Genomic DNA, 13,572 nt, shown 5'->3' with positions numbered 1-13,572 from the left:
ATTGGCGTTCAGGTGAGCCAGATTGGATCAACTGAGTGACTGCGCTCTAAAAAGCGCACTTAATCCGCATTAGGTTCACATAAATTCACCCTTAAACAGTATGCTGAGCGCAGAAACCACGCGTGAGAATTGTGATGACCGATGCAAATGAAGCCAGAAACCGGCTGTTAAACGGCTGGCAGCTGTCGAAAATGTACACCTTTGAAGTGGCCGCCCGGCATGAGTCCTTCGCGCTGGCGGCGGAGGAACTGTCGCTTAGCCCCAGCGCGGTGAGCCACCGCATCAACCTGCTGGAAGAAGAGTTGGGCATTCAGCTGTTCGTCCGCTCGCACCGTAAAGTCGAGCTGACGCAGGAGGGAAAGCGCGTCTACTGGACGCTAAAATCATCCCTCGACACCCTGAATCAGGAGATCCTGGATATCAAAAATCAGGCGCTCTCCGGTACGCTGACGGTCTACTCCCGGCCATCGATCGCCCAGTGCTGGCTGGTGCCCATGCTGGGTGATTTTACCCGTCGCTACCCGTCGATTTCGCTCACCATCCTGACCGGCAATGATTACGTCAATATGCAGCGAACAGGTATCGATCTGGCGCTTTATTTCGACGATACGCCGCCTAACCATCTCTCTCATCACTTCCTGATGGACGAGGAAATTTTGCCCGTCTGTTCACCACAATATGCCCGTGAGCATGAACTGTTGAAAAACCCCGATAACCTCAGCCACTGCACGCTGCTGCATGACCGTCAGGCCTGGAGCAATGATTCCGGTACGGATGAGTGGCTGAGCTGGGCGCAGCACTTTGCGGTGAATATGCCGCCATCGTCTGGTATTGGTTTCGATCGTTCTGATTTGGCGATTATTGCTGCCATCAACCACGTCGGCGTTGCGATGGGGAGAAAGCGGCTTGTGCAGAAACGGCTGGAACGAGGCGAGCTGATCGCCCCGTTTGGCGAAAAGACCCTGAAATGCCATCAGCACTACTATATTTCGACGCTTTCTGGCCGTCAGTGGCCGAAAATTGACGCCTTTATCGGCTGGCTGAGAGAACTGGCAGGTTGAAGAATTATTACGCTTTCGCTCTACACCAAATATGAAAAAGCGTGCTAAATACAGGTAATGCTTTCGATTTATCCAGGGTAAACCGTGTTAAAGCCTTTTATTGTCTCTGCATTACTGATCTCTTCCGGCTGGGCGATTGCCGCTGAGCCGCCGCTGACGGCTGCCCATTATGCGCAGCAGCTTGGCGTCGGGATGGATGTGGACTGGGCGCGCACCGAGCGCGGCATACGCGAATTCGACCCGCTGGTGGTCCGCGATTTTCGTGCAAAAGGCATTACTCACGTGCGCATCCGCGTGGCCGATGAGCCGACGGAAGCGCGGCTGATTCACCTGCGCAAGCTGGTGGAAGCCTGCGAGCAGTATGGCGTGATCCCGATAATCGCTTATCAGGCTGATGAATATAAAAACGACCCAAAAGCCGACAACGAAAAAGAGACGATCAACTGGTGGATTGCCGTTGCGCACTATTTCGGTCAGAGCTACCCGCTGCTGGGTTTTGATCTCATTTATGAGCCAGCCGACAAGCTTAACCACAACCTCGCGTCGCTAAACCGCGTGTATGAAAAAACCATTAAAGCGATCCACGACATGGACCCGCAGCGCATGATCTTTATTGCGCCGCGCCTGCGTGCCGCGCCGGAGGATTTATCCAGCCTGAAGCTGCCTGCGCACAGCCAGAACTACCTGCTGGCGGAGTGGCATATTTTCCCGTGGGGGCCGCTGAAAAATAGCGGTAAATACCCGTGGACGTCCGGCACGGCGGCGGAGAAAGCGGCTATCCATAACCGCATCAACGCCGCGCTGCACTGGCAGCAAAAAACCGGGCACGTTAGCTGGGTCGGGGGCTGGGGCGTGGGAGAATCAAGCCGCTTTACGCCAACCGCTTCGCAGCTGGCCTTCGCCACCTTTATGGCCTGCGAGCTGCAAAAGGCGAAAATCCCGTATGCGCTTAACGCGGATTTCCAGTTTTACGACGGAGAAGAGGGCGCCTGGCGGCCAGCGCCAGAGCCGTTATTGCAGGCGATGATCGCCCCTGTCTGTGAAAAGCCCGGCGATAAGCCGGGCCATCATGCGGTTAAACCGGCTGCTCGTGATGCGGGACACGCGACGCCAGCGGCAGCCAGCACAGTAAAATCAGCAGCCCCATCAGCGTCATCAGCAGGCCCAAACTAGCCTGCCCGGTCTGCGGCATCATCGCCGAGAGCCAGGCCAGCGCGCCGGAGCCGATATTCTGCAAGCCGCCCACCAGCGCGCCCGCCGTACCTGCGAGGAACGGGAACGGCTCCATCGCGCCGCTGGTGGCGAGCGGGAACAGCATCCCCGCGCCGAAGAAGAACAGCGCTGCCGGGATGAGCAGCGTCCAGACCGACATCACGTCAAACAGCCCCGGGATCCACATCATCAGACCCGCCAGCAGACAGCTGATCACCGACTGCCACATCAGGGTGGAGAAGCGTTTGTTTGGTCGCCCGGCAAACCACGCGCCAAAGAACGCCGCCGGGATCGGCAGAATAAACAGAATGCTCACCACCATGCTGCTCAGGCCCAGCCCCGCGCCCAACAGCACGCCGGAACAGGCTTCGAACACCGCAATGCCCGCCAGGCCGCCGATCAGCATCAGCAGATAGCAGGTAAACGCGCCGTTGCCGAACAGCGTTTTATAGCTGGTGATAAGCTTCGTGCGCGGCGCATCCTGCGGGCGCGTTTCCGGCATCCAGCGCGCCATGCTGAAGGTGACAATCACGCAGAGCACCAGCAGGAAGGCGTAGCAGGCGCGCCAGGACCACATCGTGTCCAGCAGGCCGCCGATCAGCGGGGCCAGCAGCGGGCTGACCAGAATACCCATGTTTAACAGGCTGTTGGCATGGCGCAGCTGGGTACCCTGATACATATCGCGCGGTAAGGTACGCGCCATCACCCCGCCGACGCCGGTCCCGACGCCCTGCAGGGCGCTGGCGGCAATCAATACGGTCAGGCTGTGGGTGGTAATGGCAATTACCGTCGCCACCATGAAAATGCTCATGCCCACCAGGATCACCGGGCGACGTCCGACGCGGTCGGACAGCGGGCCGTAGAAGAGCTGCGAAACGCCATAGGTCAGCAGATAGGCTGCCATTACGCTCTGTACCGCGCCCTCGCGGACGTTTAATTCCTTTGCCATGTCGGCAATCGCCGGAATGTAGATGGTTTGCGCCATCTGACCGACGGCCACCAGTAACACCAGCATCAACAATAAGTTAACGTTCCGTTGCTTTTTCATGTCGCTGAATACTTTTGCCAAAAGAGAAAAATGAAGAATAAGTGACTGCGCATTCCCATAAATGCGCGAGGAATCTACCACAGAGAGATGACAATTTAAGCATTGTCTTGGTGAATGAAAAAACCGGCAAAGGCAGGATTTGTAAACAAGAACGGCAACTAATGTTGCCAGTGCTTTACGCCAGGCGCAGCAGAATGGCGCCGCCGGCAATGCCCAGCGCCGCCGCGATGCGCAGGCCTGCAACCTTCTCTTTTAAAAGCAGAAAAGCGATCAGTGCGCCAAAGAGTATGGAGGTTTCCCGCAGCGCCGCGACCACCGCCAGCGGTGCCTGCGTCATTGCCCACAGCGCCAGACCATATGAGCCCATCGTGCCAACGCCGCCGAGCAACCCCTTTTTCCAGTGCAGACGCAGGTAGCCGGACGCCTCGCGCCGACGCGCCACCATCGCCCAGCTCAGCAGGCAGAAGCCGTTCATAAAGAAGGTCCATAGCGTATAGCCCAGCGCGGTGTCCGACAGCCGTACGCCGGTGCCGTCCACCAGCGTATATCCGGCAATAAAACAGGCGTTCAGCAGCGCCAGCCAGATCCCTTTCCGCGACTGCGTGCGCCCGTTCATCGCCATCGCCAGAATCGACAGGCAAATTACCCCGATCCCGGACCAGGCGAGCCACGAAAGGCTATCGCCGAGCGCCAGCACGCTGATCAGCGCCACCAGCAGCGGGGCGGTGCCGCGCATCAGCGGGTATGTCTGGCTCATGTCGGAGACCTGATAGGTTTTCGCTACCAGCACGGTGTACACCACCTGCAAGGCGCAGGAAACAATTAAAAACGGCCAGCTTGCGGCAGAGGGCTGTGGAGAAAACGGCAGTAAGACCAGAGCGATAACCGTGGCGGAGCCGCTGACGCTTATGGCGGAATAGAGCTTGTCCGTTCCGGCTTTAACGATGGCGTTCCAGCTGGCATGCAGCAGTGCGGCGAACAGCAAAATGCAGAAAACGGTGATGGTCATGGCGTATCGGGTGGTGAATTGTCACTCAACTGTAACATTCACATCCTGATGCTGCCAGCCGGTTACACCGCACAAAAAAGGCGGTGCGTTACCCGCGGTTCGTCCGAGACCAGCGTAAATCCTGCCCGGCGATAAAACCCGTAGGCAGCGTCCGGCGCATGGGTATTGAGGAAATCAAACCAGATGCTGGCATCGGCCATCACGACGGTTAAAAGCTGCTTGCCAATCCCCAGCCCGCGGCACTTCTCGCTGACGTAGAGATGGCGAATACGTCCGGCGCGCGGCTGCTGGCTGAACGGATCGCGGTTGAGGCCGCACACGCCCACCAGCTTGCCGTTAAGAAACGCACCTAACAGCTTTTCACCCGGCGCGTTAAAGCGGTTCTCACCCCGCTGCCAGCTCTCTTCGAGCCTGCGCAGCATGTTAAAATTCAGTGCAATACTTTCCGCCTTCAGGGCGATATACCCCGGCTCATCCGGTGTGACAGGCTCAATTAACAGACGCGACATAGCATTCCCTCGTTATTAAAGAGGGGCGGTTGCCCGCCCCTCTCAGGTGCGACTTGAACCTGAATTACCGAAGGAATTTCAGGACAGCATCAAGCAGTTGCAGTACAGCAACAATGAGTTTGAGGATAAGTATCACCATATCCACTACGCTCATACGCGTCTCCTTTTGGTTAAAAGGAGCACGATGCTGGCGTACCTTTCCGCCGCCTGTTGCCAGCACCTGGATTGACGTAACACAGTGTGCTCACTTCAGGGGTTAAGGCACTGACGGCACCACCCGTTTCAGCCAGGACTTCGTTGCGCCGGTAGAACTGCGGCCCCCTCGCTCACTGCGAACACCCTCAGTATAGATAAATACTGTATGTATGAACAGTATTTTTTGGACAAAAATCGAAAGGCGATCCATACTCAAAAACGTCAAAATCCGTGCCGGAATTGCGCGTTCGTCTTCGATCGCGTATACTTTTTGCGTTGACGTAACACAGTGTGTTCTGCGGCGACCAACCGCAAAACCCTGATAAAAACCTCGCTCCGGCGGGGTTTTTTGTTTTCAGATGTTAGATGGCGCAACGATGTTTGTTGACACATTGGCAATGCATGGTATTGTTGCCATAATGGCAACGGACGCGGCAGGCATGCAGTATGCATTTAATCTCTATGAAGGCAATTTATGATGCGGTAACTCAGTTTCCGCAGCACAAGGAAGAGCTCCTGTTTTTAGGCCGCACCATCGAAAAGAGCCATTGCCCGACACCTGCTGCGCTGAAAAAACTGTTTCCGACGCTGGATAACTTTAAGTATCTGGATAAGCATTATGTTATTGATATTGCAAACAACAATCTCAGAGTAGTGGCTCTCATCTTCTTTGAAAGCCAAAAGTTTTATGTGCGCCATGTTTTTACTCATAAGGAATATGACCGTTTTACGGAGAAACATCGCACTAAGGGGAAGAAATGATGATCGTCGCTGATGCAATGAAAGCTACGCATGCCCTTGTTGCGGCTGTTCCTTTACTGGGTGAACAGCCGAGCGAGAAAGATTATAAAGATGCGCTTGAGCTGGTTGAGTATCTGCTCATGAACGAGCCCGATAGCCCCTTGCTGGATATTGTGTGCGCCAGGATTAGCCGTTACGAAGCCAACCGGCCAGAGATAGTCGCATTACGCAAGGAGATGGAGTCCGTTCCCGTCGGTGTTGCGGTTTTAAGAACCTTAATGGATCAGTACAACCTGACGATATCGGATTTTCAGGATGAAATTGGCAGTAAATCGATGGTTTCACGGGTTCTGAATGGTCAGAGACAGCTTACGCTGAACCATATTAAAAAGCTGGCGGCCAGATTTGGGGTATCACCTGCGCTGTTTATTGAGTGAGTCAAAGTCGACTTTTTGAGTGTCACCACCCAACAAACGAAACGTGATCCCTGACGCATTTTTGCGCAGATGAAAATATTTCCATTGTCACGCCCGAAAACCTGTGTTTGTATAAATTCAATCAATGATTCCAAACACAGGTCCCCAATGACTTCATCCATCTTCACTTCGACCCTACTAAAAACTGCGCAACCAGCCGCAGTGGTCGTCGTGCGTGTGGTGGTGGTCGTCGGCAATGCGCCGTAGGGACTGGATCAACACACGAATCCAAAACCCCGCCGGCGCAAACCGGGCGGGGTTTTTCGTTTAAGAGCCTCCCCGGAAAGTCGGCCCAGAAGAAAAGGACTGGAGCATGGCAAGTTCGGGCACAACATCCAACAAGACGCGTTTTACTGGCGCGCAGCTGATCGTTCATCTGCTGGAGCGACAGGGCATCACCACGGTTGCGGGCATCCCCGGCGGCACGGTGCTGCCGCTGTACGATGCGTTAAGCCAAAGCACGCAGATCCGCCACGTCCTGGCACGTCACGAGCAGGGGGCAGGCTTTATCGCTCAGGGCATGGCGCGTACCCAGGGTAAACCGGCGGTCTGTATGGCCTGCAGCGGGCCGGGCGCAACCAACCTGGTGACCGCTATCGCCGACGCGCGCCTCGACTCCATTCCGCTGATCTGCATTACCGGCCAGGTGCCGTCCTCGATGATCGGCACCGATGCGTTCCAGGAAGTGGATACCTACGGCATCTCTATCCCCATCACCAAACATAACTATTTAGTTCGCGATATCAGCGAACTTCCTCAGGTTATCAGCGATGCGTTCCGCATTGCGCAGTCCGGCCGCCCGGGCCCGGTGTGGATAGACATTCCTAAGGATGTCCAGACCGCAGAGATCGAGATCGACGTGCTGCCGGAGCCGGGCGACCGTGCCCCCGCGCCAGCATTCAGCGCGGAGAGCGTGCGCGATGCTGCCGCCATGATCAACGCCGCTAAACGTCCGGTGCTCTATCTGGGCGGCGGGGCGATTAACGCTGCGGATGAAATCCGTGAGTTTGCGGAAAAAGCCAACCTGCCGACCACCATGACCCTGATGGCGCTCGGCATGCTGCCAAAAGCGCACCCGCTGTCCCTGGGGATGCTGGGCATGCACGGCGCGCGCAGCACCAACTACATCCTGCAAGAGGCGGATTTGCTGATTGTGATGGGCGCGCGTTTTGATGACCGGGCGATTGGCAAAACCGAGCAGTTCTGCCCGAACGCGAAAATCATTCACGTGGATATCGACCGCGCCGAGCTGGGTAAAATCAAGCAGCCGCACGTGGCGATTCAGGGGGACGTGGCGGAAGTGCTGGCGGAGCTGATCCCGCAGACGGACGCAGCCGACCGCGCCGACTGGCGCCAGCTGGTGGCGGATCTGCAGCGCGAGTTCCCGGGCTCCATCCCAACCGAAGGCGATCCGCTGAGCCACTATGGTCTTATCAACGCCGTTGCCGCCTGCGTGGACGACAGCGCGATTATCACCACCGACGTGGGCCAGCATCAGATGTGGACCGCCCAGGCCTACCCGCTGAACCGTCCGCGCCAGTGGCTGACCTCCGGCGGCCTCGGCACCATGGGCTTTGGTCTGCCTGCAGCAGTAGGTGCGGCGCTGGCGAATCCGGACCGCAAGGTCATCTGCTTCTCCGGCGACGGCAGCCTGATGATGAACATTCAGGAGATGGCGACCGCGGCCGAAAACCAGTTAGACGTGAAAATCATCCTGATGAACAACGAGGCGCTGGGTCTGGTGCATCAGCAGCAGAGCCTGTTCTACAAGCAGGGCGTGTTTGCGGCGACCTACCCGGGAATGATTAACTTTATGCAGATTGCCGCCGGTTTTGGCCTGCACACCTGCGATCTGAACGCTGAAGAGGATGCCCACGCGGCGCTGCAGGCGGCGATTTCTCGCCCTGGCCCGGCGCTGATCCACGTGCGTATCGACCCTGAACAAAAAGTGTATCCGATGGTGCCGCCGGGTGCGGCAAATACTGAGATGGTGGGAGAATAAGCCATGCAGAAACAACATGATAACGTCATTCTGGAACTCACCGTCCGCAACCACCCTGGCGTCATGACCCACGTCTGCGGGCTGTTTGCCCGCCGGGCGTTTAACGTGGAAGGCATTCTCTGTCTGCCGATTCAGGGCAGCGAGCACAGTCGCATCTGGCTACTGGTCAACGATGACCAGCGTCTGGAGCAGATGATGGCGCAGATCGACAAGCTGGAAGATGTCACCAACGTGGCGCGTAACCAGTCCGATCCCACCATGTTTAACAAAATTGCGGTGTTTTTCGAATAGATCGCTTAAGGTAAGCGTCTTTCGCTCTTGTAGGCCGGATAAGCGCAGCGCCATCCGGCGTTTTCAGACCGCAGGAAGACACATGACCACCATCGCCCTTATCGACGACCACCTTATCGTCCGCTCTGGCTTTGCCCAGCTTCTCAACCTCGAACCAGATTTCCAGGTCGTGGCCGAGTTTGGCTCCGGTCGCGAGGCGCTGGCGGGCCTGCCGGGGCGCGGGGTGCAGGTCTGTATCTGCGACATCTCGATGCCGGATCTCTCCGGGCTGGAGCTGCTAAGCCAGCTGCCGAAAGGAATGTCGACGATTATGCTGTCTGTCCACGACAGCCCGGCGCTGGTCGAGCAGGCGCTCAACGCGGGGGCGCGCGGGTTTCTCTCCAAACGCTGTAGCCCGGACGAACTGATCGCCGCCGTGCGCACCGTCTCCACCGGCGGCTGCTATTTAACGCCGGATATCGCCATCAAGCTGGCGGCCGGACGTCAGGATCCGCTCACCAGACGCGAGCGCCAGGTTGCGGAAAAACTCGCGCAGGGAATGTCGGTAAAAGAGATTGCCGCCGAGCTGGAACTGTCCCCGAAAACCGTACACGTTCACCGCGCCAACCTGATGGAAAAACTTAACGTCAGCAACGACGTCGAGCTGGCGCGCCGCATGTTCGACAGCTGGCAATGAGTCCCGTCTTTTCGCGGCTGATCGCCGTCGTTGCCAGCTTTTTTATCTTCTCCGCCGCATGGTTCTGCTTATGGAGCATCAGCCTGCACCTGGTGGAACGCCCCGAGCTGGCGGTGCTGCTGTTCCCCTTCGGCCTGCGACTGGGGCTCATGCTCCAGTGCCCGCGCGGCTACTGGCCCGTTTTGCTGGGCGCAGAGTGGCTGCTGCTGGTCTGGCTGGCGCAGGAAGTCGCTCTGGTGCACCTGCCATTATTGATGACCGGAAGCCTGCTCACGCTGCTCCCTGTTGCCCTCATTTCCCGCTACCGTCACCAGCGCGACTGGCGTACGCTGCTGCGACAGGGGGCGGCGCTGATTGCCGCCGCGCTGCTGCAGTCCCTGCCGTGGGCGGGTGATAAGGAGATGCTCAACGCGCTGCTGCTGACCCTCACCGGCGGCCTGACCCTCGCGCCGACCTGCCTCGTTATCTGGCATTACCTCACCAGTACCGTCTGGCAGCCGCTCGGCCCGGCGCTGGTTTCCCAACCGGTGAACTGGCGCGCCCGGCACCTCATCTGGTATCTGCTGCTGTTCGTGGTGAGCCTGTGGCTTCAGTTGGGTTTACCTGCCGAGCTTTCACGCTTTACCCCATTTTGCCTTGCGCTGCCGATTATCGCCCTGGCCTGGCACTACGGCTGGCAGGGGGCGCTGATCGCCACCCTAATGAACGCCATCGCGCTGATCGCCAGCCAGACCTGGCACGACCATCCGGTGGACCTGCTGCTTTCCCTGCTGGCCCAGAGCCTGACCGGGCTGCTGCTCGGCGCGGGCATTCAGCGCCTGCGCGAGCTGAACCAGTCCCTGCAAATCGAGCTGGCGCGCAACCGGCGTCTGGCTGAACGCCTGCTGGAGACCGAAGAGAGCGTGCGGCAGGAGGTCGCCCGCGAGCTGCACGATGATATCGGCCAGACGATCACCGCCATCCGCACCCAGGCGGGCATTGTCCAGCGTCTGGCGGCGGAAAACGCGGGCGTGAAGCAGGGCGGAGCGCATATCGAGCAGCTTTCGCTGGGCGTGTATGACTCGGTGCGACGTCTCCTCGGCAGGCTGCGTCCGCGTCAGCTCGACGACCTGTCGCTGGAGCAGGCGGTGCGTTCCCTGATGCGCGAGATGGAGCTGGAAAGCCGCGGCATTGTCAGCCATCTCGACTGGCGAATTAACGAATCTGTCCTGAGCGAAGGCCAGCGCGTGACGCTGTTCCGCGTCTGTCAGGAGGGGCTGAACAATATCGTCAAACACGCCAGTGCCAGCGCGGTCACGATACAGGGCTGGGAGCAGGACGAACGTCTGATGCTGGTAATTGAAGACGACGGCTGCGGCCTGCCGCCGGGCTCCGGCCAGCAGGGCTTTGGCCTGGCGGGCATGCGCGAGCGCGTGAAGGCGCTCGGCGGCACGCTGAACCTCTCCTGCACCCACGGGACGCGCGTCAGCGTCAGCCTGCCGCTAAGGAGCCACCATGTTTAAGACCCCCGCGAACGCCGCACCGATAGGTGACAAAGCGGAAATCGACGCCCGCTACCGCTACTGGCGTCGCCATATTCTGATCGCTATCTGGCTCGGCTACGCGCTCTTCTACTTTACCCGCAAAAGCTTCAACGCCGCCGCGCCGGAGATCCTCGCCAGCGGCGTGATGACGCGCACCGATATCGGCCTGCTGGCGACGCTGTTTTACATCACCTACGGCCTGTCGAAGTTCTTCTCCGGCATCGTCAGCGACCGCTCTAACGCGCGCTATTTTATGGGCGTTGGGCTGATCGCCACCGGCGTGGTCAACATTCTGTTTGGCTTCTCGACGTCGCTGTGGGCCTTCGCCCTGCTGTGGGCGCTGAACGCCTTCTTCCAGGGCTGGGGCGCGCCGGTCTGCGCCCGCCTGCTCACCGCCTGGTATTCGCGCAACGAGCGCGGCGGCTGGTGGGCAATCTGGAACACCGCGCATAATGTCGGCGGGGCGCTGATCCCGATGGTGGTCGGTGCCGCAGCGCTGCACTACGGCTGGCGCGCGGGGATGATGATTGCCGGCGGGCTTGCCATTCTCGCCGGGCTATTCCTCTGCTGGCGCCTGCGCGACAGGCCGCAAACCGTTGGCTTGCCCGCGGTGGGCGACTGGCGGCACGACGAGATGGAAATGGCGCAACAGCAGGAGGGGGCGGGGCTGACGCGCAAAGAGATCCTCACCAAATATGTGCTGAAAAACCCGTATATCTGGCTGCTGTCGCTCTGCTACGTATTGGTGTACGTGGTGCGTGCGGCCATCAACGACTGGGGCAATCTGTACATGTCCGAGACGCTCGGCGTGGACCTGGTGACCGCCAACTCGGCGGTGACGATGTTCGAACTGGGCGGGTTTATCGGCGCGCTGGTGGCGGGCTGGGGCTCGGACAAGCTGTTCAACGGCAACCGCGGCCCGATGAACCTGATATTCGCCGCCGGGATTTTGCTCTCCGTTGGCTCGCTGTGGCTGATGCCGTTTGCCAGCTACGTGATGCAGGCGGCGTGCTTCTTCACCACCGGCTTCTTCGTGTTCGGCCCGCAGATGCTGATCGGCATGGCGGCGGCAGAGTGCTCGCACAAAGAGGCGGCAGGCGCGGCGACGGGCTTTGTCGGGCTGTTTGCTTACCTTGGCGCATCGCTCTCCGGCTGGCCGCTGGCGCGGGTGATCGACATCTGGCACTGGAGCGGATTCTTCGCGGTGATCGCCATCGCGGCGGGGATCTCCGCCCTGCTGCTGCTGCCGTTTTTGAACGCGCAGGCGCCGCGCGAAGCGTGACGCGCCTCACCTTTTGCTGCCGAGTGGCGCAAAACTAAGAAATTTTCCCGGTTTCACCTGGACGCTGTCTCAGGCATCTCTCCCGGCTGGTTTTTACAATGCTGCAAAAATCAGCTCAGGAGTAACTCAGTCATGCTGGCCTTCTTAAATCAGGTGCGCAAGCCGACCCTGGATCTGCCGCTCGACGTGCGGCGCAAAATGTGGTTCAAACCGTTCATGCAGTCTTATCTGGTGGTCTTCATCGGCTACCTGACCATGTACCTGATCCGCAAAAACTTTAACATCGCGCAGAACGACATGATCTCCACCTACGGGCTGAGCATGACGCAGCTGGGGATGATTGGCCTGGGCTTCTCCATCACCTACGGCGTGGGTAAAACCGTCGTGTCCTACTACGCGGATGGCAAAAACACCAAGCAGTTCCTGCCGTTTATGCTGATCCTCTCCGCCATCTGTATGCTCGGCTTCAGCGCCAGCATGGGCGCAGGGTCCGTTAGCCTGTTCCTGATGATCGCCTTCTACGCCCTGAGCGGTTTCTTCCAGAGTACCGGCGGGTCGTGCAGCTACTCCACCATCACCAAATGGACCCCGCGCCGCAAGCGTGGTTCGTACCTCGGCATGTGGAACATCTCCCACAACCTCGGCGGTGCCGGTGCGGCTGGCGTGGCGCTGTTTGGCGCTAACTACCTGTTCGACGGCCACGTGATCGGCATGTTTATCTTCCCGTCGATTATCGCCCTGATTGTCGGCTTTATCGGCCTGCGCTACGGCAGCGACTCCCCGGAATCGTACGGCCTCGGCAAAGCCGAAGAGCTGTTCGGCGAGGAGATCAGCGAAGAGGACAAAGAGACCGAAGAAAACGAGATGTCCAAATGGCAGATCTTTGTTGAGTATGTGCTGAAAAACAAAGTGATCTGGCTGCTGTGCTTCTCGAACATCTTCCTCTACGTGGTGCGCATCGGCATCGACCAGTGGTCGACCGTGTATGCCTTCCAGGAGCTGAAGCTCTCTAAAGAGGTGGCGATTCAGGGCTTCACCCTGTTCGAAGTGGGCGCGCTGGTTGGTACCCTGCTGTGGGGCTGGCTCTCCGACCTCGCCAACGGCCGTCGCGCGCTGGTGGCTTGCGTCGCGCTGGCACTGATTATCGCCACGCTCGGCGTCTACCAGCACGCCAGCAACCAGTACGTTTACCTGGCGTCACTGTTCGCGCTCGGCTTCCTGGTGTTTGGTCCGCAGCTGCTGATTGGCGTGGCAGCAGTGGGCTTCGTCCCGAAAAAAGCGATCGGCGCCGCCGATGGGATTAAGGGCACCTTCGCCTACCTGATCGGCGACAGCTTCGCCAAGCTGGGTCTGGGGATGATTGCTGACGGCACGCCGATTTTCGGCCTCACCGGCTGGGCGGGCACCTTCGCGGCGCTGGATGCAGCAGCGATTGGCTGTATCGTCCTGATGGCGATGGTTGCCGTGCTGGAAGAACGTAAAATTCGCCGTGAGAATCGTGCGCAGAAATTAAAAACAGCCTGAGTGTGCAGGTAACTTCTTTGCCC

Annotated in this window: 15 protein-coding genes; 11 read left to right on the top strand and 4 right to left on the bottom strand. The window is 58.8% G+C overall.

Annotated elements, in window-relative coordinates:
* Positions 1–134: 134 nt before the first annotated feature.
* Both dsdC and ACDO57_RS21755 read left to right on the top strand, forming a co-directional pair.
* Complete coding sequence (gene dsdC / locus ACDO57_RS21760; RefSeq protein ID WP_024907380.1) at positions 135–1,061, top strand: DNA-binding transcriptional regulator DsdC; 927 nt, start codon at positions 135–137, stop codon at positions 1,059–1,061.
* A gap of 84 nt (positions 1,062–1,145) precedes the next feature.
* Positions 1,146–2,234, top strand: a complete 1,089-nt coding sequence (locus ACDO57_RS21755) for a cellulase family glycosylhydrolase (protein WP_248166094.1) — start codon at positions 1,146–1,148, stop codon at positions 2,232–2,234.
* Here the strand turns inward: ACDO57_RS21755 and emrD are convergent.
* The 4 genes from emrD to tisB all read right to left on the bottom strand — a co-directional run bounded on the left by emrD (position 2,137) and on the right by tisB (position 4,993).
* A complete protein-coding gene (gene emrD, locus ACDO57_RS21750; protein ID WP_032648550.1) occupies positions 2,137–3,321 on the bottom strand; it encodes a multidrug efflux MFS transporter EmrD in 1,185 nt (394 codons plus the stop codon). The two genes, ACDO57_RS21755 and emrD, sit on opposite strands and share 98 nt — an antisense overlap.
* 175 nt (positions 3,322–3,496) lie before the next feature.
* Positions 3,497–4,330: an EamA family transporter gene (locus ACDO57_RS21745; protein ID WP_032648548.1), complete on the bottom strand. Its 834-nt coding sequence runs from the start codon at positions 4,328–4,330 to the stop codon at positions 3,497–3,499.
* Positions 4,331–4,392: 62 nt separating this feature from the next.
* On the bottom strand, positions 4,393–4,839 hold the full coding sequence (locus tag ACDO57_RS21740; RefSeq protein ID WP_025910712.1) for a GNAT family N-acetyltransferase: 447 nt from the start codon (positions 4,837–4,839) through the stop codon (positions 4,393–4,395).
* A 64-nt stretch (positions 4,840–4,903) separates the two neighbouring features.
* Positions 4,904–4,993, bottom strand: a complete 90-nt coding sequence (gene tisB / locus ACDO57_RS21735) for a type I toxin-antitoxin system toxin TisB (RefSeq protein ID WP_023309830.1) — start codon at positions 4,991–4,993, stop codon at positions 4,904–4,906.
* 488 nt (positions 4,994–5,481) lie between these two features.
* Here tisB and ACDO57_RS21730 point away from each other — a divergent pair, with 488 nt between their 5' ends.
* The 9 genes from ACDO57_RS21730 to uhpT all read left to right on the top strand — a co-directional run bounded on the left by ACDO57_RS21730 (position 5,482) and on the right by uhpT (position 13,549).
* A complete protein-coding gene (locus tag ACDO57_RS21730) occupies positions 5,482–5,796 on the top strand; it encodes a type II toxin-antitoxin system HigB family toxin (protein WP_024907375.1) in 315 nt (104 codons plus the stop codon).
* The gene (locus tag ACDO57_RS21725; RefSeq protein WP_148769206.1) at positions 5,793–6,212 is read left to right on the top strand and encodes a type II toxin-antitoxin system HigA family antitoxin; all 420 of its coding nucleotides are present in this window, start codon (positions 5,793–5,795) and stop codon (positions 6,210–6,212) included. Before ACDO57_RS21730 ends, ACDO57_RS21725 begins: the two co-directional genes overlap by 4 nt.
* A 147-nt stretch (positions 6,213–6,359) precedes the next feature.
* Positions 6,360–6,458 carry an ilvB operon leader peptide IvbL gene (ivbL, locus tag ACDO57_RS21720; RefSeq protein WP_057979964.1) on the top strand — a complete coding sequence of 33 codons (99 nt, stop codon included), beginning with the start codon at positions 6,360–6,362 and terminating at the stop codon, positions 6,456–6,458.
* A gap of 106 nt (positions 6,459–6,564) precedes the next feature.
* Positions 6,565–8,253 (top strand): acetolactate synthase large subunit, encoded by a 1,689-nt coding sequence (gene ilvB, locus ACDO57_RS21715; RefSeq protein ID WP_370884583.1) that lies wholly within the window; start codon positions 6,565–6,567, stop codon positions 8,251–8,253.
* A gap of 3 nt (positions 8,254–8,256) precedes the next feature.
* Entirely contained in the window at positions 8,257–8,544 is a 288-nt protein-coding gene (gene ilvN, locus ACDO57_RS21710; protein WP_008500144.1) for an acetolactate synthase small subunit, read from the top strand.
* 82 nt (positions 8,545–8,626) lie between these two features.
* Positions 8,627–9,220, top strand: a complete 594-nt coding sequence (uhpA, locus tag ACDO57_RS21705) for a transcriptional regulator UhpA (protein ID WP_024907372.1) — start codon at positions 8,627–8,629, stop codon at positions 9,218–9,220.
* On the top strand, positions 9,217–10,722 hold the full coding sequence (uhpB, locus tag ACDO57_RS21700) for a signal transduction histidine-protein kinase/phosphatase UhpB (RefSeq protein WP_148769208.1): 1,506 nt from the start codon (positions 9,217–9,219) through the stop codon (positions 10,720–10,722). The genes uhpA and uhpB overlap by 4 nt, the downstream gene beginning before the upstream one ends.
* Positions 10,715–12,025 (top strand): MFS transporter, encoded by a 1,311-nt coding sequence (locus ACDO57_RS21695; RefSeq protein ID WP_024907370.1) that lies wholly within the window; start codon positions 10,715–10,717, stop codon positions 12,023–12,025. The genes uhpB and ACDO57_RS21695 overlap by 8 nt, the downstream gene beginning before the upstream one ends.
* A gap of 132 nt (positions 12,026–12,157) precedes the next feature.
* Positions 12,158–13,549, top strand: coding sequence for a hexose-6-phosphate:phosphate antiporter (uhpT, locus tag ACDO57_RS21690; protein ID WP_023309834.1), 1,392 nt, complete (start codon positions 12,158–12,160; stop codon positions 13,547–13,549).
* The last annotated feature ends 23 nt before the right edge of the window (positions 13,550–13,572 follow it).

Origin of the sequence: Enterobacter cloacae complex sp. 2015409 (assembly GCF_041365315.1) — a bacterium.
GTDB classification, from domain to species: domain Bacteria; phylum Pseudomonadota; class Gammaproteobacteria; order Enterobacterales; family Enterobacteriaceae; genus Enterobacter; species Enterobacter pseudoroggenkampii.
The sequence above is the reverse complement of the archived record's forward strand: the minus strand, read 5'-3'. Positions and strand labels throughout refer to the sequence as shown.

Bases quoted from the DNA above. Each gene is read 5' to 3' on its own strand.
- dsdC (WP_024907380.1), top strand. From the start codon at position 135: ATGACCGATGCAAATGAAGCCAGAAACCGGCTGTTAAACGGCTGGCAG.
- emrD (WP_032648550.1), bottom strand. From the start codon at position 3,321: ATGAAAAAGCAACGGAACGTTAACTTATTGTTGATGCTGGTGTTACTG.
- ACDO57_RS21745 (WP_032648548.1), bottom strand. From the start codon at position 4,330: ATGACCATCACCGTTTTCTGCATTTTGCTGTTCGCCGCACTGCTGCAT.
- ACDO57_RS21740 (WP_025910712.1), bottom strand. From the start codon at position 4,839: ATGTCGCGTCTGTTAATTGAGCCTGTCACACCGGATGAGCCGGGGTAT.
- tisB (WP_023309830.1), bottom strand. From the start codon at position 4,993: ATGAGCGTAGTGGATATGGTGATACTTATCCTCAAACTCATTGTTGCT.
- ACDO57_RS21730 (WP_024907375.1), top strand. From the start codon at position 5,482: ATGCATTTAATCTCTATGAAGGCAATTTATGATGCGGTAACTCAGTTT.
- ACDO57_RS21725 (WP_148769206.1), top strand. From the start codon at position 5,793: ATGATGATCGTCGCTGATGCAATGAAAGCTACGCATGCCCTTGTTGCG.
- ivbL (WP_057979964.1), top strand. From the start codon at position 6,360: ATGACTTCATCCATCTTCACTTCGACCCTACTAAAAACTGCGCAACCA.
- ilvB (WP_370884583.1), top strand. From the start codon at position 6,565: ATGGCAAGTTCGGGCACAACATCCAACAAGACGCGTTTTACTGGCGCG.
- ilvN (WP_008500144.1), top strand. From the start codon at position 8,257: ATGCAGAAACAACATGATAACGTCATTCTGGAACTCACCGTCCGCAAC.
- uhpA (WP_024907372.1), top strand. From the start codon at position 8,627: ATGACCACCATCGCCCTTATCGACGACCACCTTATCGTCCGCTCTGGC.
- uhpB (WP_148769208.1), top strand. From the start codon at position 9,217: ATGAGTCCCGTCTTTTCGCGGCTGATCGCCGTCGTTGCCAGCTTTTTT.
- ACDO57_RS21695 (WP_024907370.1), top strand. From the start codon at position 10,715: ATGTTTAAGACCCCCGCGAACGCCGCACCGATAGGTGACAAAGCGGAA.
- uhpT (WP_023309834.1), top strand. From the start codon at position 12,158: ATGCTGGCCTTCTTAAATCAGGTGCGCAAGCCGACCCTGGATCTGCCG.